The sequence below is a fragment of the Adlercreutzia mucosicola DSM 19490 genome (genome assembly GCF_000422625.1).
GTDB classification, from domain to species: Bacteria; Actinomycetota; Coriobacteriia; order Coriobacteriales; family Eggerthellaceae; genus Adlercreutzia; species Adlercreutzia mucosicola.
Window position 1 is genome coordinate 57,245 of record NZ_AUGK01000015.1, and the last position, 24,541, is coordinate 81,785.

The window sequence follows — 24,541 nt, forward strand, 5'->3', positions numbered from 1 at the left end:
CCGCCGCCGCTGCGGCTGCCTCCGCGAAACAGGGCGCCGGGGAGCGCCGCCGTGACACGCAGCGACCCCTATCTGTCGAAAAAACGACTTATATAGCATTGCGAACGGCGAAAGAGGCCGAAACACCGCTCTATAAGTCGAAAAACTCGCAAGGCGCCTTTCCGAGATGCTATATAAGTCGCTTTTTCAGCATTCCACCCGACCTCCCTGTCACCGAGCCAACCGCCGAAGACCCGAACGCCCGCGCGGCGCCCCGCCCCATCAAAGACGGCAGAACAAAACGAGCCACCTAATCCGTGAGATCGGCGTAGGCGAAGGGCACCACGAGCCCCAAGTCGTCGGGGGCCATGCGCACCTGGCAGCCGATCTTGCCGCCGGAGAAGTAGATGGTATCGAACAGTTGGGCCGTCTCGTCCACGAAGGTGGGGAAGCGCTTCCGCATGCCCACCGGCGAGCAGCCGCCGTGGACATATCCGGTCAGCGGCAGCAGCTCGCGGGACCGCACCATGGCCACGGCCTTCTCGCCGGCGGCCGCAGCGGCCTTCTTCAGGTTCAGCTCGGCGGCCACGGGAACGAGGAACACGTAATGCCCGCCGGACTTCCCCACGGTGACGAGGGTCTTGAACACGGCGTCCACCTCCTCGCCCTGGGCCTGGGCGATCTCCACGCCCGTCATGGCGCCGTCGGCCTCGAAGAACAGCGCCTCGTGAGCCGCGCCGGCCGCCTCCAGCTCGCGCAGGGCGTTGGTCTTGTGGTCTTTGGGGGGTCGGGCCATCCTAGCGACGCTTGCCCTTCTTGCCCTTTTTGGCGCGGCGCGCCACCTCGGCCGCGGCTTCCTCCAGCTGGGCGTGCTGCACCTGGGCGCGCCAGGCGAACAGGCAGCCAGCCGCGAAGCACACCAGCCCCAGGCCCACGGTCACGATCAGCCACACCGCGCCCATGCCCATCCAGAAATCGAGCGGGTACATGGAGATGAGCAGCGAGTCGGCGCTGAAGGTCCAGGTGCCGTCCACGAAGAACAGCGAGTGGAAGGCCGCGAACAGGCCGTTGAAGTCGATAAGGCCCCACAGCCCCAGCACCACCAAGAGGGCCACCAGCATGGCCGGCCCCATACGCAGCATGAAGGCCAGGGCGGCGAACTGCTTGCGGATACCCAAAAGCAGCGCCACGATGAGGGCCGCCACGCCGGCCATGGACAGCATGGGCACCAACCCCACGATGAGCGCGTTGCAGTCCTCCAGGTGGCTCACGGCCGCCCCGTCCAGGGCGTAGCGGTCCGACACCGTCGCCAGGGCCTCCATGGCATCCACCGGCGAGGCGCCCGCATCCAGGGCCGCCCGGGCCTCGTCGGTCCAGGCCGCGGCCTTCGGCGCGCCGGGCGCCGAGGCCTCGCGGGCCGCATCCACCACCGTGCCGGCCAAATCCTTCACGGCCATATCGGCGTCCCGGTGGGAGTCCACCGTGAACGCCCGCGTGGCCTTCGCCAGGTCCACCAGTTGCTCGTGGGTGTAGGGCGAGTCCGCCCCCGTGCTCACCGCGCCGGCCAAGCGCTCGGTGGTCACCGGCAGGCAGCAAGCGGCGAAACCGCAGACCAGCAGCATCACCGCCAGCACCGTAGCCCCGATACCCGCCAAAATGCTATTCGATCCCATGAATCCCCTTCCGAAAATCCGTCAGCGCCGCCGCCGTCGGGCAGCCTAGCGCGCAACCAGGTGAATGACCACCCCGATAAGCAGTACCGCGATGCCCACGAGGATGAGCGCGTTGGGCTTGGCCGCGACCCGGCGCGGCGCGCCCGCGGCCCCCGACGAGGCCTCCGTCGCCCGAGCCGATGAGCCGAGCCGGCCCTCGATCAGCCAGCCCAGAGCCCCGAACGCGATGAGCAGCGAGCCCAGCATCACCACGATGAGCGCCGCCCGGGACCCGAAGTCCATATCGCCGCCGATCTGAATCGAGGCGATGATAAACGAGATGATGCCCGAGAAGAAGCCCAGAAACTCCAGCATGTTCACCTGCTGGTCGCTCAGGCGCCCGTCCAGCTCCTCGGTGCGCTGGGCGAGCTCCTTAGTCTTGCGCTCCACCTCCTGGCGCGCCTCGTCCAGCGACTGGCGCACGGCGAAGCTCGCCCGCAGGGCGGCCATGGTGGACTGGGCCTGCAAAATGGCGCCCAGGGCGTCCATGTAATCTTCCTGGGCGGCGAAGCGCGGGTTGCCCTCGGCGCGCAGGCAGTCCAGGCGGCCGCGGGCCTTCACAAAGCAGCTCTCCGCCTCGTCGAAGCGGCCGATGCAGCCGCATAGACGCCCCTTGGTGATGAAGAACGACGGATACACCAGGCTGCGGCCCTCGGCCTCCAAGCGATCAATGGAATCGATCAGGGCCTCGAAGTCATCGCGCCGGGCGTTCTCGCGGCTCAAGGCCCCCGCCTGGCCCGACAGCACCTTGCCCTCGGTCTGCTCCAGCAGGATCTCGCCGTAGTTGTTGGTGAACCCCATGTGCCCCACGGCCAGCTCGGCCGCGGCCTGGGCATCGGCGAGGGCCTCATCGGGCCGGCGGGCCGCCCGATGGTAGCGGGACCGCGCGTAATGGAACAGGGAAAGGCCCTCGTAGCGGGTGCCGCTCATAAAGAACAGCTTCTTCCACGCCGCCAGTCGGGCCGTCTCGTCCTTCTCGTTGCGATGGTACCACTCGAAGCAGGCGTAGAAATAGGGCAGCATCAGCGCGGGGGTGGCCTCGCCGGCCCCCGCCGCCTGGCTGTAGGCCTCCAAAAGGCTGTGGGACTGGGACGCCGTCAGGGGGTTTCCCATGGCGACCGCCTCGCGGATGCAGCACTCGTATTGGGCATCGTCCATATCGATGGTTGCCAGCCGGGCCAGCATCTCCTCCAGGCGATCGGCCAGATCGCCGTCGGCCACGCCGTCCATGCCGCAAGCGACCAGCGACGCGCGGGCCGCCTCCCTCTCGGCCGGCAACGGAGCCGGCCTCTCGTTGCAGGGTCGGCCGGCGTCCCGACCGCCGCGCTCCTCGCTTATTTCCTCGCTCATCTGCGCGCTCATCCCGCCTTTCGCGGTCATCGGCTTTCATATCTCGCGTTACAGTGTAATTGACCTGCGACAGATTTGCCACCCTGGCCCCATGGCGGCGCCGCCCGTTCAATGCTACTCTGTTCCCAACGCAACCGACCCAGGGAACCGCCATGACCAAACCGCTGATCGCCGTGCCGCTGCAGGTAGAGAACCCCGACACCTCGCTGTATTCCATCAAGAAGCGCTACCTCGCCAGCCTCAAGCAGGCCGGCTGCGCGGTGGTCGCCCTGCCGCCGAGTCTTACCGAAGACGAGGCTGCCGTCGTGCTCGATCGCGTAGACGGCCTGCTGCTGCCCGGGGGCGGCGACGTGGATCCGGCCCGCTACGGCGCCGTCGTGGCAAGCCCCCACTGCTCGCCCACTCCCGAGCGCGACCGCCTCGAGGCCGCCCTGATCCGCCAAGCGGCCGAGCGCGATATGCCGATTCTGGGCATCTGCCGCGGCATGCAGATCATGAACGTGGCCCTCGGAGGCACCCTGACCCAGGACGTGTCGCCCGCCGGCGCGCGGGTGGCCCACTGGCAGCCCGAGCCCTACAACGCCCCCTCGCACCCCGTGCGCATCGACGGGGAAAGCCCGCTGGCGGCCTATCTGGGACTGACCGGCGAATGCGCGGCGATCCCCGTGAACAGCATGCACCACCAAGGGGTGCGCGACCTCGCCCCCGCGCTGCGCCCCTGCGCCTGGGCCGACGACGGCCTGGTGGAGGCGGCCCTGTGGCCCGAGAAGCGCTTCTTCGTCGCCGTGCAGTGGCACCCGGAGTTCCTCGCCGACGACGAGCCCTCACTCAACCTGTTCCGCTGCTTCGCCGAAGCAGCGCGCGCCTTTGCCGCCAGCCGCGCCTAACGGCGCCCGACCCGCCACCCCGGGGGTCGGGCCGACATCGCGCCTATCGCGGCCGTACGCGCACCGAGGCGGCAGTGTAGTCGCCCGAGATCACCTTGCCCATGCCGAGTCGGCTGTAGATGCCGCTCATGGCGCCGTTGAACACGTAGAGTCCCGTCAGATTGTGGGCCATGCCGCAGCCGGGCACCCCGGGCAGCACCCCCGGGGCGACCGCGCGCAGCTCCTCGGCACTGAAGGCGGGCACGAGCAGGCTGCGATAGGGCCGCACGTACTCCTGTACCACGTAGCGTCCCGGCCCCGCGGCCAGACGGCGCACCGTGGCCTCCCATTCCTCGGCGGCGCAGGTGCATCCGGCATGGATATCGCGGGCCCCGTAGCCGTCCACGGGTTTGATGATCCAACGGTCCTTGTCCGACAGGATCTCGGCCGAGGCGGCCGCTTGCTCGTCCAGGGGCAGCGTCAGCGGAATGGTCTCTTCCAAAAAGAGCCAGTCCTCCTCGCTTACCAAGGGGCGGGTAGCCGGATGGCGCAGCACGCAGAAGGTGCGCTTGTCGTGGGCCACGGCACTGGCGAAGCCGCCCACCACCGGCACGACGCCATCGCGCACCGCGGCGACGAACGCGCTCGACTCGTCCCAACGCTCCAGCAAGTCGCAGGGCACGCAACGGCGCCACACCGCGTCGACGGCCGTCCCCTCCCCGTCGCGCAGCACGCCGCCGGCGTAGGTCAGGTCGCGGATGTCGACGAAGGACGCCGCGATGCCCCGGGCGCGAAACGCCTCCTCGTACACGGCGATCTCCGACAGCGTGGCCGCATCGGCATAGTCCACAATGGCCACGGGCCCCGCAAGCGGGCGGCCCCAGCCCTCGCGCACCGCCGCGGCGAAGCTGTCGATCCACGAGTCGAACAGCTCGTTGCCCTCCACGGTGAAATCGGCGGCGAACCGCTGGAACGTGGCCGTGGGCTCGATGGCGGCCAGCACCTCCCGATCCTCGTTAATGCCCGAGGACCCATCGGCGTTGAACTCGCAGAACTTGAAAGCGCCCGTCTCCTCGTTCAGGAAGATGTCGGCCCGCATGATGGGAATGAGCGGCCCGCGGTGGCTCTCCACGATCAGCGCCTCCAAGCGCTCGTCGAAGCCGAACAGGGCACGGTAGGCGGCGTCGGTGCGGTAGCGCGCGGTCACGGCCGTAAGGATGCGGTGCACCCGCCGCGCCACTCCCGCCAGACATCCGTAGGCCTCTTCGGTGAACAACTTCGGCATGAAGGCGCCCAGCACCGGCTCGCCGTGGATGATGGCCGTGGAATTTTGGATGGCCTCCCAAGCTTCCACGCGGCCGACCGCGTCTCCCCCGAGATCCTCCATGACGGCCACGAAGGCGTCCTGCGCCCCGCGATCGTTCGCGCAGCTCCAGTTCCGGTTGCTCATGCCGCGCCGTCCTTTCCCGCCTCGGCCGCCGCGGGCGCCATGCGCCCCGCCCCGGCCCCGGTCGCCTCGGTCCCCTCGTCCCAATCCGCGTCCACCCACAAAGTGCCCGCCGTCAACCCGCCGTACTTCCCCAGGATGATGGGCCCGGGCCCCAGACGGCTGAACACGCCGGCGAAGCGACCGCCGACAAGGTAGAGCCCCGAGAGGTTGTTCATAGTCTCGGGCGGCACCTCGCAGTCGCCCGCACTTCCGCGCAGGGCCCAGGCCGGCGAGCCGTAGGGCACGCAGAACTCCTGGACCAGATAGGGCTTGCCCGTGCGCCCATCGCGGCACCGCTCCACCACATCATCCCATTCCGCGGCACTAAAATCGCGGCCGGCGAACACGCCGATGCAGCCGTACATGTCCGTGGGCTTCACGATCCAGCGATCGCGCTCGCGCTTGATCTGCTCCATGTCCACCCGCCCCGTCTCCAAGTAGTCGGTGAAGGGGATCACCCGCTCGACCACGGCGCGCTCCTCGGCGGTGAGCAGGGCCAGCGTCTCGGGGCGGCGCAGAACCACGAACACGCGCTTGTCGTGGACCACGCTGTTGGCGAAGCTGCCGATCAGCTCCACCCGCCCCGCTTCCAGCGCCTCGATGAAGGCGCCGCTCTCGTCCCAGTGCGCGAGCACATCGCTCGCCACGCTGCGGCGCCACAGAGCGTCGATGGGGCGGGCGGCCTCGCCGATCAGCGGGCGGTCGCTCATAAGACCGTCCTCGGTCAGCACCAGGTCGCGGATATCGTAGACTGAGAAGCGCACGCCGGCGGCCTCGAACAAGGGGGCGTACACCTTGAACTCCTCCACCACGGCGTTCTCCAGGTAGTCCACCACGGCGAAGTGGGGCGCGCCGGCCGCCGGGTCGCGATCGCGCAGGTAGAAGGCGGTCAGCTGGGCAACGAGCCCTGTGAAGAGGCGGTCGTTGTCATCGGTGACGCGATGGGCGCGGGCGAAGCGCTCGTAGGCCGTGGTGTCGCGGATAGACGCCAGGGTCTCGCGGTTCTCGTTCATTCCCGAGGCGCCGTCGGTGTTGAACTCGCAGAACGCCATGGAGCCATCGTCCTCGTTGAAGAAGGCGTCGATGCGGGCGATAGGCATGAGCGCCTCGTCGCGGCAGGGCAGCATGATGAGCCGCTCGTGGCGCTCGTCGAAGTCGAACAGGGCCCGGTAGTCCCTGTCGCGGCGGTAGGCGTCGATCACCTTGACGAGGACCCCGTACATGGTCTCGGCCACGGCCTTCATCGCCCGGCGGCTGCCTTCGTCCAGCAGCTTCGGGAGAAACGACGTGTTCAGCACGTGTCCGCCCATCACCGCCGTGGATCCTTCCATATAGTGGCGTGCCGCGCGCATCTCCTCGGCGCGCTTCGGCCCATCGGGCATTAAGGCCAGGTATTCCTCGTTCAACTGCCGCGTTGATACGGTCATGGGGCACCGCTTTCGCTTCCGGGGTCGCAGGGGCAATGCGGCCGCTCGTTTCTCGTCAACGGTTTATTGTACGGCAAGCAGGCCGCCCCGGGGAAACCCGCGGCGGCCGTACGGCGCCAACGAGTCCCCCGAAGAGCGCGCCACCGGGTCTTCCCCACGGTTTCTCCACCCCGACTTGCGCCCGTGGTTCCGTCACGCTACCATGGGCTGCTGTGCTCGGCGCGGCGGCGGTTCGGCGGCCGGCGGGCGCACCCAGTTATCCAGAGTCGGGGTAGAGAGTTGGCTCGCCGATCCCGACACCAACCTGACGCGCCTCGCCTGCGGGCGGCCGCCAAGGTGGTCCGGCCAACAGCGATACGAAAGGAATCTCATGAGCGAGAATCGCACCAGCTACCTGTTCACGTCCGAATCCGTCACCGAGGGCCATCCGGACAAGATCTGCGATCAGATCTCCGATGCCATCCTGGACGCCATCCTGGCCAAGGAGATCGCCCTGGCCGAAGAGGGCTACGTGGCCCCCGACGGGGCGCCGGCCGACCCCACGAAGTTCCGCTGCGCCTGCGAGACCCTGGTGACCACGGGCACCGTGTTCGTCACCGGCGAGATCCGCACCCAGGCTTACGTGGACGTGCAGTCCATCGTGCGCGACGTGGTGTGCGGTATCGGCTACGATCGCGCCAAGTACGGCTTTGACGGCAACACCTGCGCCGTGATGAGCTCCATCCACGAGCAGTCCGCCGATATCGCCCAGGGCGTCGACGAGTCCTTCGAGGCCCAGCACGACGATACGGCCGCGGCCGACCCCTACGAGACCGTGGGCGCCGGCGATCAGGGCATGATGTTCGGCTACGCCTGCAACGAAACGAGCACGCTCATGCCCATGCCGATCTATTTGGCCCACCGGCTCTCCGAGCGCCTGACCGAGGTGCGCAAGAACGGCACGCTGGACTTTCTGCGTCCCGACGGCAAGACCCAGGTATCGGTGCGCTACGTGGACGGCGCGCCCGTGGCCGTGGAGAAGGTGGTCGTGTCCACCCAGCACGCCGAGGACATCGAGCAGGACGCCCTGCGCGAGGCCATCATCGAGACCGTCATCCGCCCCGTCTTCGAAGCCGAGGGCGTGGCCATGGCCGACGACTGCGAGATCTACGTGAACCCCACCGGCCGCTTCGTCATCGGCGGCCCCATGGGGGATGCGGGCCTCACGGGCCGCAAGATCATCGTGGACACTTACGGCGGCATGGGCCGCCACGGCGGCGGGGCTTTCTCGGGCAAGGACTGCACCAAGGTGGACCGCTCCGCCGCCTACGCCGCCCGCTGGGTGGCCAAGAACGTGGTGGCCGCCGGACTCGCCGACCGCTGCGAGGTGCAAATCGCCTACGCCATCGGCGTGGCGAAGCCCGTGAGCGTCATGGTGGAGACCTTCGGTACCGAGAAGGTGCCCACCTCCGCCATCGAGGCCGCCGTGGCCGAGGTGTTCGACCTGCGCCCCGGCGCCATCATCGACGCGCTGGATCTGCGCCGCCCCATCTACCAGAAGACGGCCGCCTACGGACATTTCGGCCGCGAGCTGCCCGAGTTCACCTGGGAGGCCACCGACCGTGCCGAGGCGCTGCGGAAGGCCTGCGGGCTGGAGTAAGGGGCGCTTTGGAGAACAGCCCGCTGAGCTGTTCTCGCCACTGCGGAACTCGCTCGGCTGGAACACCCGACGCTCCCTCCGCGCTTTCATATTGCCACAACAGAAAGGGCCCCGACGGGGCCCTTTCTCGTGTACGGTGTTGGAGGCGGCTACTCCTGGAAGCGGCTACTCCGCTTCGCGATAGACGGTGGTGGTCACCCGCGCGATGCGGCGGCCCGTATCATCGGTGACGTCGGTGGTGTAGAAGCCGAGACGACGGCCGGACTTGTCCGCGTTGCAGGTGGCGATGAGCCGGGTGCCCCGCGACGCACTCATGTAGTCGATGGCGCTCGACACCGACACGCTCGGCGGCGCGCCCACGTTGCTGGCGATGGCCAGGGCGAAATCTGCCAGGGTGAACACCGCGCCGCCCATGACATTGCCCAAGGCGTTGCGGTGGTGATCCCGAATGTCCAGCTCCGCCACGCCGTGGCCCACCGACCCCTCCACGATGCGGCAGCCCACATGCTCGGCGAAGCGATCGTGGCCGAAGAAGTCGTTCAGCTCATCAAGCGTCGGATAGTCGGAAAGCTGCTTCATAGCATCCCTACCCTTGGGCCACGGGGGTGGCGGTGGCGGCGAACAGTTCCAGATACTGACCGTCCGCCACGGTGACCACCTGCTTGCCACCGGGGATCACGTACTGGGTGTCGATGATGGAGTCGTCGTTGAACTCCAGATCCTTCATCACGTAGGCGGCGCTTTCGTCGTCGGTCTCGCCCTCATCAGCCGGCAGCGCAGTGATGGTGTAGCTGCCCGCCGGGATGTCGACGCCCACGCGGTAGCAGCCGTTGTTGTAAGGCGCCGTGGGATTGAAGGAGGTCGCGGGCGCCGGGTGCATCGTCAGCTCGGCGGCCCCGGGCAGAAAGACGATGAGGTCGCCGTCGTCCAGCTCGACGAAATAGTTGCCGAAGTACTGCACGCCATCCTCCAGCTCGTAGCCGCGCTCCTTCGACTCGCTCTCGAAGACGTAGAAGCGGCTCAGCTTCTCATTAGAGCCCTCGGTGAAGTACAGCCCCGCGGGGATGTCCCCGTCAGGTCCCACCGTGTAGAAGCCCATGGCGCAGCGGCCGTCCTCGCCGGGTACGCCGGCGGCCAAGCCCGCACCTTCGAACATCTCGGCCAGCTCGTCGTAGCTGTAGGTATCGAAGGGACTCTCGTTCAGCGCATCGGAATCGATGCCGGGCACATCGGAGCCGTAATCATCGCCGTAACCGTAGTCATAGCCATGGTCGTAGCCGTACTCGTCATCGTAGTTGTAGTCGTAATCATAGGTATCGTAGTTGTCGTAATCGGCCAGGGCCATTACGCCCACGCAGCTGGCACAGCCGCCCATGCCCACGACGAGGCCCACGGCCAGGCCCAGCAAGAACCAGGGCCAGCGGCGCTTCTGGCCGCCCGATGTCGGAGGCTCGTAGCCATACACCGGCGCCGGAGGCACCGGAGGCGTTGGCGGCGCGCCGGCGCCGGGCTGCTGGGGCGCGCCGTAGGTGCCGTAGGCGCTGTAGGCCGCCGGATCGGGTGCGGCGTAGAAACTCGCCGGAGCATCGTAGGTCGCCGTCGGCTGGCCGTAGGGCGCCACAGTGGGAGCCGCCGGGGCGGCCGCGGCCGTCGGCGCAGCCGTCGCATAGGGCTGAGCCGGCTCGGATGCCCCCACCGCGTAGGGCTGGGCCGAAGGCGGCACGGGCACAGGAGCGACCGGAGCCGTCGGCTCGGGCGTCACCGCCACGGGCGCGGGAGCATGATAGGTCGCGAAGGGGTTGGCCGCAGCGGCGGTGGCCGGAGCGCTCTCGGGCGCGTCGGCCGCAGGTGCAGCAGCCATGGGCTCGGACACAGGCTCGGCAACCGCCGGTCCGGCACTCACCGGAGCCGCCGGGGCCGCAGCGGACACGTCGGCCGCGGGCTCGGCCGTCATGGGCTCGGGCACCGGCCCGGATACCGGCGAAGGCTCAGGCGCCGAAGTCGAAGCCGGCGTCGGCTCGGGCACGGGAGAGATCTCGGGGTTCTTCTCGTCCATGGGAAGACCTTTCTACTTGAAGACGTGGGCGACCACCGCGTCGATGCGGGCCACCACGTCGGCGGGATCCATGAGCATCATGGCCTCGAACAAAGGCGGCGACACCATGTTGCCGCAGATGGCCACGCGCAAGGGCTGGAACAGAAGCTTCGGCTTCAGGCCCGCTTCCTCGCCGGCGGCGCGGCAGAGCTCCTCCAAGGCTTCGGCGTCCCAGGGGTTGTCGTCGTCGGCCAGGATGGCGCGGCAGATGGCCAGGGCCTCCTCGGCGCGGGCCCCCTCCTTCAGCAGTACCTTCTGCACGCTCTTCTCGTCGAGCACCACCGAGTCGCCCCAGAACAGGAAGGCCAGCTTGGCGGGGATCTCGTCCAGGCGCGCCAGGCGCTCGGCCACAAGCGGGTACATGGCCTCGTAGAACTCGGCATCGTCGTCCACATCGGCCAGGCAGGCCTGCCAGGTGTCGGCGTCCACGCCCGCGCCGGGCACCCGGGTCACCGCCGCGGCCGCAGCCGCCTCCTCCTTGGTGGGCGTGGGCACCTCGGTGATGCCGTCGGCCACGTTCGACCCGTCCAGATTGGTCTGGGCGAGCCACGGCTTGGCCGCCTCGCGCCAGGCGGCGGCGCCCATCTCGCGGATGTAGACGCCGTCCATCCAGTCGAGCTTCTTCTCGTCGAAGATGGAGTGCTTCTTGGTGATGCGGTCGAGCGAGAACGTGCGGCACAGCTCCGCCGGCGGGATGATGGTGGTCTCGCCGTCAAGCGACCAGCCGAGCAGGGCGAGGAAGTTCACGAGCGCCTCGGGCAGATACCCCCGGTCGCGGTACTCCTCCACGTTGGTGGCCCCGTGGCGCTTGGACAGCTTCTTGCCGTCGGCCCCCAGGATCATGGAGAGGTGCGCGAACAGCGGCACCTCGGCGCCCAAAGCCTCGTAGATGAGCACCTGGCGCGGGGTGTTGGACAGGTGGTCGTCGCCGCGGATGACGTGGGTGATGCCCATGTTCACGTCGTCGCAGACCACGGCGAAGTTGTAGGTGAAGGTGCCGTCGGTGCGGCGCAGGATCATGTCGTCCATGACGTCGATGGGGAAGCTCATGTCCCCGTAGACGGCGTCGGCGAACTGCACGGGCCCGTGGTTCTCGGGCACGGCGAGGCGCCACACGTGGGGCTCGCCGGCGGCGATGCGGGAGGCGGCCTCCTCGCGCGGGATGGCGCGGCAGGTGCGGTCGTAGCCGCCGTAGCCGCCCTCGGTCTTCTCCGCCTCGGCTCGCTTGGCGTCCAGCGCCTCCTTCGAGCAGAAGCAGGGGTAGGCGGCCCCGGCCTCGATGAGCTTGGCGAGCGCCGCCTCGTAGGTGTCGGTGCGCTGGGTCTGGAAGTAGGGTCCGCATGGGCCGCCCACCTCGGGACCCTCGTCCCATGTCAGGCCGAGCCAGTCCATGGCCCGCAGGATGATCTGGGTGTTCTCCTCGGTGGAGCGCTCCGGGTCGGTATCCTCGATGCGCAGGATGAAGGTGCCGCCGGTGGCACGGGCGAAGGCCCAGTTGTAGATGGCGGTGCGGGCACCTCCGATGTGCAGCTTGCCGGTGGGAGACGGCGCGAAGCGAACGCGCACGGGCTTGTCGGTGGTGGTCATGGAACTCCTCGGAATTCAGTCGTATACGGCCTCGATGCAATCGACGACCAGTATAGCACGACGCCCGCACCGCCCCCGGGCACCTCGCGCCGCCCCCAAAAACCTTCCACCCGGGGACGGCTGCGCATGGCTCGCCCGCGACGGGGCGGCCCCTCGCCCGCCGGACACCGGTCCAGAATGCCCCCGGCCCTGCCTGCGCACCGCCTCCGACAAGCGGTCCGCGATGACGGGCAGGTCGACCAGAACCGCCCTACGACGCCGGCGGAGCAGTCGCTTCCGAAGCCCGCTTCCCCTTCGCACCCGAGAGGGACACAAGCGCGATCATGGCGGCCATGAGGATAAGGCCCGCCCAATCGGCTCCCGAGAACGCCGTGCCGAGCCACAGGGCGGCGATGACCATGGCGCCAGCCGGCTCGGCCACGCCGAGGAGGCTCCCCTTCACGGAGCCGACGAGGGACACGCCGTAGAGGAACAGGCCGAAGGCAGCAAAGGTGCCGAGCAGTCCCACGCCCCCGATAAGGGCGAGCCAGCCGACGGCGTCCAAGGCCGGAACGAGAGAGGACAGGCCCGCACCACCGCCCACAGCCTGGGCCGCCCACACGAGGGCAGCCGCGATGCCGCTGATCACCATACCGCAGCTGATGATGGTGACGCGATCCCATCGGCCATACAGGCGCTGCGGCGCCATGATGTAGAGCGTCTCGGACAGAGCGTTGACAATACCCCAGGCCAAACCCGCCATCGGCAGCACGATGACGCCCCAATCGCCCTGGGTGGCGATGAGGGTCGCCGCAGCCAGGGCGCACACCAGACCGATGAGATCGGGCACGCGCGGCGCGCGGCGCAGCTTCAGGCAGGTGAACAGCATGACGAACACCGTGCAGGTGGCCTGGAGCACCGTGGCCGTGCCGGCGTTGGTGTACTCAATGGAAATGGCGTAGGTGATCTGGCTGAGGTAGAGCCCCACGCCGAACAACAGTAGCGGCCCGCGGGCCGCCCGGGCATCGAGCAGCGAGAGCAGGGCCTCGCGGCGGGTGGCCAGCACCACGGCGATGAACAGCACTGCCGCCACGGCCGCCCGCACGAAGGAGATGAACGACGAGGTGATGGCATAGTTCTCCCCCAGAAACTGGATGCAGGCGCCCGAGAAGCCCCACAGCGTGGCCCCGCCCAGCGCACAGGCCACGCCCCGCCAGAAATGGCTCGTTGCAGTCATGCGCGTCTTCCTCTCTCGCTCTTCGTCTCTCATGGTCTGCCGAACGCCCCGCGGGCCGCGCCAGGGCCATGCAGCCCAGCGCGCCCGGTGACGGCAAACCGCCCCATCTCGTCCAGCGGCGGCGCGCCCGCAAGGGCGGCCGCCTCCGCTACTCGTCCCGCTTCTTCGCCCGAGCCGCCCGCTTGGCCGCCAAGCGATCGCGGGCCGCTTCGCCCCGAGCTCGGGTCGCGGCTCGGCGCTCTCCGCGCGCCGTCAGCTTGCTACCCGTACCGCGTCCCGACGGCGCAGTGCGGTTTTCGCTGGGGCAGCCTCCGGACCGCCCGTCAGCCCGGCTCGCGCGGGCGGGCTGAAGCCCGCCCCCACGGGACGCGCCGGCCGATGGGGCCGCGGCCGGAGTCACAACCCTCTCGGCCCCGTTCGCAGCCCCCTCCGCCGCGCCCCCGCCCGCCCTCTCGGCGGCCCGCCCGTCCAGCGGCTCCTCGGCGCTCCCGTCGCCGGCCACGTCCGCCAGAAAGCCCGCGATGGGACCCATGAGGTTGTCCTGCTCCTCCAGGCCGAAGTAGCGCAGGGGCAGGGCGAGCCTGCGCTTGTCGGGATTGTAGCGGGCCGCGGCGCGGCGCAGGCCCTTCATCTTGTCGGCGGGAATGTCGATGGGCTCCACCACCAAGCGACCGGCCACCACCGAGATCAGCTTGATGCCGTGCTCGTTGGCGAAGGCCTTCAGCCGCGCCCGCTCGAACAGGTTCGCCGCGGCTGGGGGCATCTCGGGGGCCTTCGCGAGCATCTCCTCCCGCAGGGCCGCTACCGTATCCACCGTGGCCGCCGCGGCCAGCTTGCGATACCACAGCACCCGCGCGTCGGCGTCGGGGATATACTCCTCGGGCAGGTAGGCGTGGCCGGGGATGTTCACCGTGATGTCCGACAGCGCCGGGGGCAGCTCGCCTGAGGCCTCGCCGCGCTCCCGCGTGTCGTTCACAGCCTGGGAGAGCATCTGGGCGAACAGATCGAAGCCCACTGCCGACATGTTGCCCGACTGCTCGGCCCCCAGCATGGAGCCGGCGCCGCGGATCTCCAGGTCGCGCATGGCGATGCGCATGCCGCTGCCCAGATCCTGATGCTCGCTCAAGGCCGTCAGGCGCGCGGCGGCCTCTTCGGTCAGAGGCACGTTCTCGGGGAACATGAAGTAGGCGAAGGCCTGCACCGACGAGCGGCCCACGCGGCCCTTCAGCTGGTACATCTGGGCGAGGCCCAGCCGCTGGGCGTCCTCGATGATGAGCGTGTTGGTGTGCGGGTTGTCGATGCCGCTCTCGATGATGGTGGTGGCCACAAGCACGTCCAGCTCGCCGGCTGCGAACTCCTCCATCACGCGCTCCAGCTCCTCACGGGTCATCTGCCCGTGGGCCACACCCACCCGCGCCTCGCCGGCCGCGGCGTGCACGCGGTCCACCGCCTCGTCGATGGAGCGCACCCGGTTGCTCACGTAGTACACCTGACCGCCCCGGGCCAGCTCGTAGCGGATGGCGGCGCTCACCACGTCGGGATCCCACTCCCCCACGTGCACCTCCACCGCTCGCCGCTCGTCGGGCGGCGTGAGGATGAGCGACATGTCGCGCACGCCCGACAGCGACATTTGCATGGTGCGGGGAATGGGCGTGGCCGACAGCGTGAGCACGTCGATGGACTCGCGCAAGTTCTTCATCTGCTCCTTGTGCGCGACACCGAAGCGCTGCTCCTCGTCGATGATCACCAGGCCCAGGTCGTGGGGGTTCACGTCGCGGGAGAGCAGCCGGTGGGTGCCCACGAGCACCTGCACCTCCCCCGACGCGAAGCCCTCGAGCGCCCGGGCTTGCTGCTCGTTCGTGCGGAAGCGCGAGAGCACCTCCACCTTCACGCCGAAGGGCTCGAAACGGTCCTTGAAGGAGGTGTAGTGCTGCTGGGCCAGAATGGTGGTAGGGCACAGCACCATCACCTGCTTGCCGTCCTGGGTGGCCTTGAAGGCGGCGCGCAGGGCCACCTCGGTCTTGCCGAAGCCCACGTCCCCGCAGATGAGGCGATCCATGGGCCGAGCCGATTCCATATCGGCCTTCACGTCGGCGATGGCGGCCAGCTGATCGCGCGTCTCCTGATAGGGGAAGGCCTCCTCCATCTCACGCTGCCAGGGGGTGTCGGAGCTGAAGCGGAAGCCCTGGGTGGCGGCGCGGCGGGCGTACACGTCCACGAGGTCGAAGGCGAGCTTCTTGGTGGCCTTGCGAGCCTTCGCAAGTGCCCGCGACCAGTCGCTCGTGTTCAGGCGCGTGAGCCGCGGGCTTGCCCCTTCCGGCCCCACGTAGCGGGTGACGCGGTCGAGCTGCTCTGTGGGCACGAAGAGCTTGTCGCCCTCGGCGTATTCCAGCTGCAGGTAGTCGCGCTCGGTGCCGTCCACCTCGCGGCGCACGAGATCGCGGAAAAAGGCGATGCCGTGGGCGGCGTGCACCACGTAGTCGCCCGGCTTGAAGGGGAAGGTGACCTCGGTGACATCCACCGACACCCGCGCCGCGCGGCTGGCGGCCCGCGAGCCCTGGGTATCGGCCGCGCTCACAAGCGCGAGATGCGCCTTGGGGATGATCATGCCGAGGGGAATGTCCACATCCACGATGTTCACCACGCCCCGGCGCAAGCGGCGCTTGGCCTGGGCGGGGGTGTCGGTATCTACGGAATCCGCACTTTGGAGCTCGTCGAGCGGCGGTCGGGAGGAACATCCCGTGCTCGGGCAGTCCTCGCTTTCGGAAAAAGAGGGGTGAGGATTATACCCCTCTTTTTCCGAGTCTGCGGAATCTGCGCGCGGGACGCCCCGCCCGACCGCCGCCGCACTATTACCATCGTCGAGGTTCTCCGGCTTCAGGATCTGGATAGGAATACCGTGGTCCACGAAGGCGTGGCGCATGGTCTCCCGCGCGCGGTAGTTCGGCGCGGAGAACACCACGGTGTAACGGTCGTCGGTGAGGCTCTTCAGCTTCCCGAAGATCTTGTCGGGCACGCCGGCCACGTCCACGCGCTTCACGGGCAGCTCATCGTCCAGCTCGCCGCCCACGCGCATGATGGACACGTAGGTGGCGCGCACGGCCCCGCCGAAGTCCATGGCGGCCGGGCTCGCGTACAGGCCGGAAAGGGCGATGTTCGTGCCCCGAGCCCACTCGGCCAGGTCGTCGGCGCCGTGGGAGGCATCGTCGAAGAGCGAGCGCGGCTCGATAAGGGCGCACATGGTGCCCGCGCCGGCATAGGCCCCCAGGGTCACCGGCTCCTTGTACAGGTAGGGCAGAATCACGTCGGCCCCTTCGAACCGAAGACCGCCCTCCAGCTTCTCCAGCACGTCGCGCAGAGCCGGGTTCGTGAACGCCGGCTTCTCCAGGGCGCGCCGGGCGTCGGCCAGGGCCCGGGGCGAGGTGGGAAACTCCGAGACCGGATAGATGTCCACCGCCGGAAGCGACGCGATGGTCTGGCCCGTGGCCGGCACGATGCGGCGGATCTCGTCCAGCTCGTCGCCGAAGAAGTCGAGCCGCACCGGATAGGCGAGGTTGCCGGGAAACACGTCCAGCGTGCCCCCGCGGTGGGCGAAGGTGCCCGGCCCGTCCAGCTCGCCGGTATCGGCATAGCCGGCCGCTGCCAGGGCCCGGGGCAGGTCGTCCAGCTCGGTCACGCCGGAGATGCCCATGGCGTCCAATTCCGCGCCGGCCTGCAGGACCAGCGGGCGCGCGGCCATGGCGGAAGGCGGCGCCATGAGGCGCAGAAGAGCCCGGGCGCTGGCCACCACCACGACGGGCCGGGCCGACTGCAACGCCCAGGCCGCCTCCATGCGCTGGGCGATCACCCGGGCGTCGGGCTTCTGCGGCGCGAAGGGAACGTCGGCCCGCTCGGGGAAGCGCAGCACCCGCTCCTCCCCCAGAAAGGCCGCCACTTGGCGGGCGAAGGCCACGGCGGCGTCTTCCCCGGCCACCACCACGAGCGTGGCCTGGGGCCCGTGGGCGAAGCGGGCCGCCACGAGGAAGGGCCGGGCCGAAGCGGCCACGCCCAACGTGGCATCGGTGCCGTCGTCGAGCTTTCCCCAGAATGCCTCCAGGCAGCCCGATTTCTCCAAGGTGAAGGCAAGCGCATCGATGAGCACGGCAATCTCTTTTCGTCAGCCGCGGCTCCGTCGCCGGAAAGGCGCGGGGCCGCAGGGGCGGTCGTTCGTGGAAACCCGAAAAGCCGCCCAACAAGGCGGCCGCGGTTTGCTACAGTGTACTTCATAACGGAAACGGAAATCCGCGGGGAATCCCCAACGGTAACGATGCGGTAAGCGGCGACAAGGAGCGATCATGGCACGGGAATCTCTGGCGAGCAAGCGTGAGCGGGCGGCGGCCGTCGAGGAGCGCATGTTCGCCCACTACGGGCCGGGCAAGGCGTCGCTGGACTACACCACCCCCTTCGAGCTGACGGTGGCCGTGGTGCTGTCGGCCCAGTGCACCGACGCCGCCGTGAACAAGACCACCCCGGCGCTGTTCGCCGCCTACCCGACCCCGGCCGCCATGGCCGCCGCCGACCCGGCCGCCATCGCCGAGATCATCCGCTCGCTCGGGTTCTTCCGCAGCAAGGCGAAGAACCTCGTGGCCCTGGCCCAAACCGTCATGGCCGACTTCGGTGGCGAGATTCCCGCCGACGTGGACGCGCTGCAGAAGCTGCCGGGCGTGGGCCGCAAGACGGCGAACTGTGTGATGTGCGAGGCGTTCAAGGACCCCCAGGGCATCGCCGTTGACACCCACGTCTACCGTATCGCCCATCGTCTGAAGCTGGCCGGGCCCTCGGCCGACACGCCCCAGAAGGTGGAAGACATCCTGCTGAAGGTTTACCCGCGCCCCCAGTGGCTGTTCATCAACCACCAGTGGGTACACTTCGGCCGCGAGTTCTGCCGCGCCCGCAACCCCCGCTGCGCCGACTGCATCGTGGGCGACCTGTGCCCCACCTGCGGCCAGTGGAGCTAGTCCTTGCGGGTAAGCGGGAACCCGCGACGGTCAAGCTCGGCGACGACGGTTTCCACGAGGAGGGGCAGGGCATCCGCGCAGGCGGGGGTGAGCCCCACACAGAACTGCTCGGGCGAGGGATTTCCCACCTGCATGCCCAAGCAATAGCCCTCGGCCTCGTAGCCCATCAGGCTGGCGGCATCGAAGAGATCCACGAGCTTCAGGTCGTGCAGCGACGCCTCGGGGCCGGAATGGCGCGCCATGGCCTCGGGCTCGAAGCGGTAGACGGTGCCGGGCGCATCGCCCGTCCCGTCCACGGCATCCACGGTGAGGATGAGGTCGCAGCGATCCACATAGAACAGCATGTCCAGGGCCATGCAGCCCACATCGAGCAGGGTCACGTTGTCGGGAATATCGTAGGCGGCCACGATCTCGTCGTAGGCCGCCGGACCCACGCCGTCGTCCAACATGAGGCGGTTGCCCACGAAGAACACCGCCGCCGTACGGGACGGATCGGCCGAAACGCCGCCAGCGCCCACCGTCGCAGCCCCCTCGGCCACACCAGGCACTACCGCAGCCACCCCGTCCCCGGCCGCGGCGCCCCGCCTGGCCGCGGCGCTCACTGCGCGCCCGCGGCCACCTCAGCGGCCGCATCCACCGCGGGGCGGATCTCCAGATTGTAGTAGGTGGCCAGCACCACCACGATCACAGCCACCACGGCCGATGCAACGGCCCACACCCGTTGGCGGCGCAGGTAGTGCTCGCGGCTCTCCCCCCTATTCTCGGCGCGATGGGCCGCGAAGGGCTGCGACACGATGGCGAACACCACCGTTGCTCCCACGAGCGCCACGGTCATCACCACGGCCAGCACCACCGACAGCGCCGTCGGCTCGATCACCGCCGCATAGATAACATTATCGGTGAACAGCCACGCCACGAAGAACAGAAACGCCGCCCACATCCCATGGGCCGGCCCCCACACCGGCGCCAGGAACAGCGCGCCCAAGTTCACCCGGGGCAGCCCCCGCAGAAACTTCTCCTCTTCGGCAATTTGCTCATCGGTCAAGCCGGCCATGGGCACTCCTTATCATCCAACTAACTTGGACGATTCTACCTGTTCCACGTACCATTCCATGAACTTCTCCAGCGGCTTGCGCAAAACAAGGCCCAAAAGGGCGGCGGGGATCAGGAACAGAGCCAATTGTCCCATCTGCAGCCAGAAGTCACTCGCCGCGCCGCCCATCATAGCGGTGCGCATGGCGTTCACCACATGGGTGGCGGGCAGCCAGGGGCTCAAGGCCTGGATGAAGCCGGGCAAAAGCTGCAGGGGGAACGAGCCGCCGCAGCCGGTCACTTGGATGATCAGCAGCAGCACGGCGATGGCCTTTCCCAAATTCGCGAAGGACACCACCAGAGCGTAGATGATGAAGGTGAACACGAGCCCGGCGCCCCAGAAGCAGACCATGAACTGCGCGACATTGGCCACCTGCACGTGCAGAAACAGCAAGTTGCCCAGGGCCATCACCGTAGTCTGGGCCAGAGAGAGGGCCGCCATCACGCCGAAGCGCCCGAAGAACAGCTGGCGCGGCTTGGGGGCCGTAAGCCCCGCCGCCTCGATCTCGCGGACCGAGGGGCGCGGCTTGATCACCACGAGGATCAACAGCGAGCCGATGAACAGGGCCAGGGTGGTGTAGAGCGGCGCCATGGCGCTGCCGAAGTTCTCCACAGGGAACACCGGCACCCGATCGAGGGCCACCGGCGCGGCCAGGGCCCGGGACAGCACTGACACATCGGCGCCCAGCACATCCCGCAGCGCCTCGCGGTTGCCCGACGCCAGGGCCGCGTCGATGTCCACGGCCATGGCCCGCAGGTCGGCGGCCACCTCGTGCAGCTTGTCGGTGGTCTCGGTGATCTTGGTCGCCGCATCCCCCATCACCGTCGCGGCAGAGCCGGCTGAGGCCGACAGATCGCCGCCCACGCCCTGCAGGTTCTCCGTGATGGTCCCCATGGAGGTGGCCATGGCCCGGGCATCCTCGGCCAGGGTGGCCAGGCCCGGACGCACGTTGGCGTCGTACTCGTCTCTCAGCGCCTGGATGGATTGGCGCGCCTCGGCCGCCTGGGCCTTGGCCGCCTCGCGCTCCGCGGAGATGTCGCCGGCACCGCGCTCCAGCTTGTCGGCGGCGCCGCGCAGGCTTGAGGCCATGGCATCGGCCTGGCCGGCCACGGTGTTCAGGCGGCTGACCACGGCGTTGGCCTGGGGCTGCACCTCAGGCGGCAGGCTGGGCACCAGCCCTTGCAGCGACGAGGCCGCATCGCGATACAGCGCACCCTGCTTCTCCAAAGTGGTGGCCTGGTTGCGCAAATCGCCCACCGCTCCGTCCACATCCCGCGACGCCACGTCGAATAAATCATCGACGGACCGCGACACCCCGTCGAAGCCGGCCGCGCTGTCGGCCAGGGCACCGGAGAGCGCCGCGGCCGAATCGGTGAGGGCGTCCACGGTGCCGGGCACCGCGTCGGTGCGGCTCGTGGCGGCCGCGAGCGTCGTGTCCACGGCATCAGCTGCCGCCGTGGCCAAAGCCGAGGAGTCTTGGGCGAGGTCCTGGCAGGCCTGGGCCAAGGTACTGTACAGGGAAAGCACCCGGGCCGCGTCATCGAAGGCGTCGGCCATCTCGCGCACGTGATCGGCCACCACCGCGATGCGGCCGTCCCAGTCCTCGTTCTCCGCGAACGAGGACACCGACTCCGCCAGCGACAGCGACACCTCCGACAGGGTCTCGGCGAACACGGCGTTGATCTGATAGGACACCGAATCGGCCCCCTTGTCGGTGATCTTGGGGGCGATGGCGCTCTTCTTCTCGTTGGTATAGTAGATGATGTCGGCATGCTGCACGTGGGCCGTGTAGAAGGTGAGCATATCGCGACTGAAGCTGGGCGGAATGACCACAGCCGCGTAGTAGCGGCCCGAGCGCGCCCCGTCGATGGCATCGGCCTCGTCGGTGAACACCCAGTCGATCTGGTCGTTGGCCCGCAGGGCGCTGACCACCTGATCGCCCACGTTCACCCGCAAGGGCACCAGATCGCTCTTGTATCCCTCGTCGGTGTTGGCCACGGCCACGGTGAGGTTGCCCGTGTTGTCGAACACGTTCCAACAGGCGATGATGTTGTACCACGCGAACAGCGAGGGCACGATGATGAGGCCCACGGCGATGATGATGGACATCACGTTGGCCCGCAGCCGGGCAAGATCAGCCTGCGCCAAGCGGATCACGTTAGACATCGCGCTCACCTCCCTTCGACGCCCCACCGGGGAAGGTGCCCGGGACCCCTTCCCCGCCGTCGGCCTCCGCCCCGGCGCGATCGGCCACCGTCGCGCCCTCGGCCGGCCCATCGCCCGACGAGGCGGCACGCACGGCCGCCGAAGCGTCGTAGAGCCCGATGAGGCTCGCGTCCGACATCGCCTCCAGCTTCATCTGGCGCTCGAAGCTGTAACGCAAACTCTCGATGACCACCAGGGCCACGAAGATGAGGATGAGCCACAGAAGCCAGGCCGTAAGCAGCCACACCTTCTCGGCCGGCGTCAGCGCGAACACCACGGCCAGCGCCACGGGCACCGCCACGCCGGCGATGAGCGCGCCCTTCATGAGCCGCGGGTACCAGCGCGAGAAGCGGGCATAGCGCCGCGTGAGCGCGGCCCTGTAGCCGCCCTTGTCGGAAAGCGCCCGCAGAATCTGGGAGATGCGGTAGGGCCGCACGGGCAGGTCCACGTCCTCGCCGTTGAACAGGCCCCCCTCGCGCACCTGACGCGCCACCATACGGTTCACGTTCGCCATGAGCGGTCGCAGCAGCAGCCCGGCGGCCATGAACGTCACGAAGAACAGCCCCAGCACCAGCAGATCGGAGAGGTACTGGGTGCCGTAGAAACCGCAGATGGCCTCGCGCATGGCCCCGATGCCGTAGGTGAAGGGAAACAGCGGGTAGATGGCCTGGAAGAATCCCGAGGTCATCTCGATGGGATACAGGCCCGTGGCCCCGGGGATCTGGGCGAACACCAAAATGATGCAGATGCCCTTCCCGATATGCTGCAAGGTGACCGAGAAAGCGTAGATGATCGCGAGATAAGCCAGCGAGGCGCAGGCCGCCGCCGCGAAGAGCGCGGGCGCGCTGACCGCCTGCACGCCGATGGCGAGCACGCCGGCGCAGCAGATGAGCGCCTGGAGCACGGCCATCACCGCCAGCAGGAGGAAGCGCGCCCAATAGCGCTGGGCCAAGGTGAGTCCCGCCACGCCCTCGTCATCCACCTCCTGGCGCATGATGACGAGCAGCATGAAGGCGCCGATCCAGAAGGTCAAGTTCATGAACAGCGGCGCCATAGCCGAGCCGTAGGCATTCAGCGTGTACAAAGGCTCGGTCTTCACTTCGGTGGGAGAGGCCATGAAACTGGCGATGCGCTCGGGGTTCAGCCCCTCCTCGCCCACCAGACGCGCCAGGGCATCGGAGGTGCCGAAGGCCAGCACGTCGTTGTAGACGATGCCCAATTCCGACTCCAGGCCGGCGAACAGCTTATCGGTCTCGTCGATGGTGCTGCGGGCCGTGGTCATGGTAGCGTCCAGCTGATCGATCACCAGGCCCGTCTGCTGCACGAGCAGCCGTTGGGTGCCGAGGGCCTCGGTGAGGGCATCGGAGGTTTCCGCCAGGGCATCCAGGGCGCTGTTCACCGCGGGGATGGTGGTGCCGAACAGACCCGTGGCGTAGGCGTTCATATGATCGGAGGCCTCCTGCACCGCGGTGTTCAGCGATGCCGTGGCATCCTCGATGGCCCCGGCCGTATCCTGGGTACGGCCGGCAAGGCCCTCGAGGTCGTCCAGCGTTTGCTCGGCCGCATCGGATCGCTCGTCCAAGTTCTTCGCCAGCGTTTCCAGGGCCGCGCGCTCCGACGAGCCGGGCGTAAGCCCCTGGGCCGCCGCGCGCAGGGCATCAGCGGTAGACCGGCTCTCGGTCACGGCGGCCCGCCCCTGGGCGATGGCGGCCTGGATGCCGCCCTGGGCCTCGCCGACGGTACCTGTCAGCTTCGCAGCGGCGTTGTTGGCCTGAGAGGCCGCCGTAGTGGCCGCCCCTAGGGCCTTGGTCACCGCCGGCATGGCGAAGGCCGAGAAGTCCGCCAGGGTCTTCTGAAGGGCCGCAGACGTGGCCGACAGCTCGCCAAGGCTGGTCTCGGCCCCGTCGATGCCCGTCGTGGCCCTGGTCAGCGCCTCGCGTGCCCCGTCGATCTTCGCCTGAGCATCGGTCGCAGCGGTCTTGATGCCCGCCAGCGTGGTACGGGCCTCGCCCACTGAGGTGGCCGCCGCCGCGATCTTCTCCGCCGCCCGCGAGCGCGACTCGCCCGCCCGGGCCTGAGAGTCGTCAATGGCCTCGTCGATAGCCTTCACTGCCACATCGGTCACCGTGGACACGAAGGTGGAGTTGATGGTCTCATCGAGGGTCGTGGCCCCCGTGTCGGTGATCTTAGGCGCCACCGGCCCCGCCTTCTCGTTCACGAAGTATTGCAGTTGGGGCTGGGTGAACTTCCCCGTGGTGATCGTCAGCAGGTCCGAAGTGAATTGCGCCGGGATCACGAAGGCGGCATAGGCATTGCCCGAACGCAGCTCGGCCATGGCGCTGTCGTAGTCGGTGAAGACCCAATCCAGCTGATCGTTCTCGTGCAGCTGATCAACGATCTTGTCGCCCACGTTCATGGACCCCGTCAGCTCAGAAGAGCCGCCCGTATCCTGATTCACCACGCAGACGCGCAAGTTCCCCGTGTTGTCGTAAGGGTTCCAGAAGCCGATAACGTTGTACCAGGTGTATACCGAGGGCAGCAGCAACAGTGCCACAACGACCACCAGGGCCGCCGGCGTATGTACCAGGCGCAGGACATCGCGCTTGAGAATCTTCAACACATTGCGCATGGAATGAGCTCCCTTTCCGCTCGTCTCGACCACCACATGTGCACCGCTCATCATAGCGCAATCGCCCCTGGTGCGCTCGTCGCTGTTGACGAATCGCACCCGTAAGTCAGGCAAAAGAAAAACCCCTCGAACTTTTAGTTCGAGGGGCTGTGATGCGTACAGCGGAGCGCGAAAAAGCGCCCCCTGCGAGCGGAACGACCTGTCCTCCCGCGGCCTCGCGCCGCAGTACTTTCGGCGAGGTGGGGCTTAACTGCCGA

17 protein-coding genes are annotated in these 24,541 nt (G+C 68.4%); 3 read left to right on the forward strand and 14 right to left on the reverse strand.

Annotated elements, in window-relative coordinates:
- Positions 1-289 precede the first annotated feature (289 nt).
- The 3 genes from ybaK to G503_RS0109485 are packed head-to-tail and all read right to left on the reverse strand — an operon-like array spanning position 290 to position 3,053.
- Complete coding sequence (gene ybaK, locus G503_RS0109475) at positions 290-775, reverse strand: Cys-tRNA(Pro) deacylase (RefSeq protein WP_028027382.1); 486 nt, start codon at positions 773-775, stop codon at positions 290-292.
- A 1-nt stretch (position 776) separates the two neighbouring features.
- Positions 777-1,652 carry a lipoprotein intramolecular transacylase Lit gene (locus tag G503_RS14685; protein WP_051191103.1) on the reverse strand — a complete coding sequence of 292 codons (876 nt, stop codon included), beginning with the start codon at positions 1,650-1,652 and terminating at the stop codon, positions 777-779.
- Between the two features lie 45 nt (positions 1,653-1,697).
- Positions 1,698-3,053 (reverse strand): hypothetical protein, encoded by a 1,356-nt coding sequence (locus tag G503_RS0109485; RefSeq protein WP_156891992.1) that lies wholly within the window; start codon positions 3,051-3,053, stop codon positions 1,698-1,700.
- Positions 3,054-3,193: 140 nt separating this feature from the next.
- On the opposite strand from G503_RS0109485, the gene G503_RS0109490 reads away from it, so the two are divergent.
- On the forward strand, positions 3,194-3,928 hold the full coding sequence (locus G503_RS0109490; RefSeq protein ID WP_028027384.1) for a gamma-glutamyl-gamma-aminobutyrate hydrolase family protein: 735 nt from the start codon (positions 3,194-3,196) through the stop codon (positions 3,926-3,928).
- 43 nt (positions 3,929-3,971) lie between these two features.
- Here G503_RS0109490 and G503_RS0109495 read toward each other — a convergent pair whose 3' ends face one another.
- Both G503_RS0109495 and G503_RS14690 read right to left on the reverse strand, forming a co-directional pair.
- Entirely contained in the window at positions 3,972-5,357 is a 1,386-nt protein-coding gene (locus G503_RS0109495) for a circularly permuted type 2 ATP-grasp protein (protein ID WP_051191104.1), read from the reverse strand.
- Positions 5,354-6,823, reverse strand: a complete 1,470-nt coding sequence (locus G503_RS14690; protein ID WP_156891993.1) for a carboxylate--amine ligase — start codon at positions 6,821-6,823, stop codon at positions 5,354-5,356. The genes G503_RS0109495 and G503_RS14690 overlap by 4 nt, the downstream gene beginning before the upstream one ends.
- Before the next feature lie 370 nt (positions 6,824-7,193).
- Between G503_RS14690 and metK the strand changes: the two genes are divergently transcribed.
- Entirely contained in the window at positions 7,194-8,462 is a 1,269-nt protein-coding gene (gene metK / locus G503_RS0109505) for a methionine adenosyltransferase (protein WP_028027386.1), read from the forward strand.
- 165 nt (positions 8,463-8,627) lie between these two features.
- Here the strand turns inward: metK and G503_RS0109510 are convergent, their stop codons facing one another.
- The 5 genes from G503_RS0109510 to mfd form a co-directional block, all read right to left on the reverse strand.
- A complete protein-coding gene (locus tag G503_RS0109510) occupies positions 8,628-9,041 on the reverse strand; it encodes a PaaI family thioesterase (RefSeq protein ID WP_028027387.1) in 414 nt (137 codons plus the stop codon).
- A 7-nt stretch (positions 9,042-9,048) separates the two neighbouring features.
- Complete coding sequence (locus G503_RS15690) at positions 9,049-10,518, reverse strand: hypothetical protein (protein WP_051191106.1); 1,470 nt, start codon at positions 10,516-10,518, stop codon at positions 9,049-9,051.
- A 12-nt stretch (positions 10,519-10,530) separates the two neighbouring features.
- Positions 10,531-12,144 (reverse strand): glutamate--tRNA ligase, encoded by a 1,614-nt coding sequence (gene gltX, locus G503_RS0109520; protein WP_028027388.1) that lies wholly within the window; start codon positions 12,142-12,144, stop codon positions 10,531-10,533.
- A 250-nt stretch (positions 12,145-12,394) separates the two neighbouring features.
- The gene (locus G503_RS0109525; protein ID WP_028027389.1) at positions 12,395-13,360 is read right to left on the reverse strand and encodes a DMT family transporter; all 966 of its coding nucleotides are present in this window, start codon (positions 13,358-13,360) and stop codon (positions 12,395-12,397) included.
- A 148-nt stretch (positions 13,361-13,508) separates the two neighbouring features.
- On the reverse strand, positions 13,509-17,501 hold the full coding sequence (mfd, locus tag G503_RS14700) for a transcription-repair coupling factor (protein WP_235715536.1): 3,993 nt from the start codon (positions 17,499-17,501) through the stop codon (positions 13,509-13,511).
- A 193-nt stretch (positions 17,502-17,694) separates the two neighbouring features.
- Here mfd and nth point away from each other — a divergent pair, with 193 nt between their 5' ends.
- Positions 17,695-18,357: an endonuclease III gene (nth, locus tag G503_RS0109535; protein WP_028027390.1), complete on the forward strand. Its 663-nt coding sequence runs from the start codon at positions 17,695-17,697 to the stop codon at positions 18,355-18,357.
- Here the strand turns inward: nth and G503_RS0109540 are convergent.
- From G503_RS0109540 to G503_RS14705, 4 genes are read right to left on the reverse strand one after another with little or no spacing between them, the layout of a single operon-like run.
- Positions 18,354-18,917: a hydrogenase maturation protease gene (locus G503_RS0109540; RefSeq protein WP_235715537.1), complete on the reverse strand. Its 564-nt coding sequence runs from the start codon at positions 18,915-18,917 to the stop codon at positions 18,354-18,356. The genes nth and G503_RS0109540 overlap by 4 nt on opposite strands.
- A gap of 38 nt (positions 18,918-18,955) precedes the next feature.
- Entirely contained in the window at positions 18,956-19,411 is a 456-nt protein-coding gene (locus G503_RS0109545; protein ID WP_028027392.1) for a hypothetical protein, read from the reverse strand.
- Between the two features lie 12 nt (positions 19,412-19,423).
- On the reverse strand, positions 19,424-21,616 hold the full coding sequence (locus G503_RS0109550) for a YhgE/Pip domain-containing protein (RefSeq protein ID WP_028027393.1): 2,193 nt from the start codon (positions 21,614-21,616) through the stop codon (positions 19,424-19,426).
- Positions 21,609-24,284, reverse strand: coding sequence for a YhgE/Pip domain-containing protein (locus tag G503_RS14705; protein ID WP_084636499.1), 2,676 nt, complete (start codon positions 24,282-24,284; stop codon positions 21,609-21,611). The genes G503_RS0109550 and G503_RS14705 overlap by 8 nt, the downstream gene beginning before the upstream one ends.
- Positions 24,285-24,541 lie beyond the last annotated feature (257 nt).

Excerpts from the sequence above, each read along its gene's own strand:
- ybaK (WP_028027382.1), bottom strand. The coding sequence starts at position 775 with ATGGCCCGACCCCCCAAAGACCACAAGACCAACGCCCTGCGCGAGCTG.
- G503_RS14685 (WP_051191103.1), bottom strand. The coding sequence starts at position 1,652 with ATGGGATCGAATAGCATTTTGGCGGGTATCGGGGCTACGGTGCTGGCG.
- G503_RS0109485 (WP_156891992.1), bottom strand. The coding sequence starts at position 3,053 with ATGAGCGCGCAGATGAGCGAGGAAATAAGCGAGGAGCGCGGCGGTCGG.
- G503_RS0109490 (WP_028027384.1), top strand. The coding sequence starts at position 3,194 with ATGACCAAACCGCTGATCGCCGTGCCGCTGCAGGTAGAGAACCCCGAC.
- G503_RS0109495 (WP_051191104.1), bottom strand. The coding sequence starts at position 5,357 with ATGAGCAACCGGAACTGGAGCTGCGCGAACGATCGCGGGGCGCAGGAC.
- G503_RS14690 (WP_156891993.1), bottom strand. The coding sequence starts at position 6,823 with ATGACCGTATCAACGCGGCAGTTGAACGAGGAATACCTGGCCTTAATG.
- metK (WP_028027386.1), top strand. The coding sequence starts at position 7,194 with ATGAGCGAGAATCGCACCAGCTACCTGTTCACGTCCGAATCCGTCACC.
- G503_RS0109510 (WP_028027387.1), bottom strand. The coding sequence starts at position 9,041 with ATGAAGCAGCTTTCCGACTATCCGACGCTTGATGAGCTGAACGACTTC.
- G503_RS15690 (WP_051191106.1), bottom strand. The coding sequence starts at position 10,518 with ATGGACGAGAAGAACCCCGAGATCTCTCCCGTGCCCGAGCCGACGCCG.
- gltX (WP_028027388.1), bottom strand. The coding sequence starts at position 12,144 with ATGACCACCACCGACAAGCCCGTGCGCGTTCGCTTCGCGCCGTCTCCC.
- G503_RS0109525 (WP_028027389.1), bottom strand. The coding sequence starts at position 13,360 with ATGACTGCAACGAGCCATTTCTGGCGGGGCGTGGCCTGTGCGCTGGGC.
- nth (WP_028027390.1), top strand. The coding sequence starts at position 17,695 with ATGGCACGGGAATCTCTGGCGAGCAAGCGTGAGCGGGCGGCGGCCGTC.
- G503_RS0109545 (WP_028027392.1), bottom strand. The coding sequence starts at position 19,411 with ATGGCCGGCTTGACCGATGAGCAAATTGCCGAAGAGGAGAAGTTTCTG.
- G503_RS0109550 (WP_028027393.1), bottom strand. The coding sequence starts at position 21,616 with ATGTCTAACGTGATCCGCTTGGCGCAGGCTGATCTTGCCCGGCTGCGG.
- G503_RS14705 (WP_084636499.1), bottom strand. The coding sequence starts at position 24,284 with ATGCGCAATGTGTTGAAGATTCTCAAGCGCGATGTCCTGCGCCTGGTA.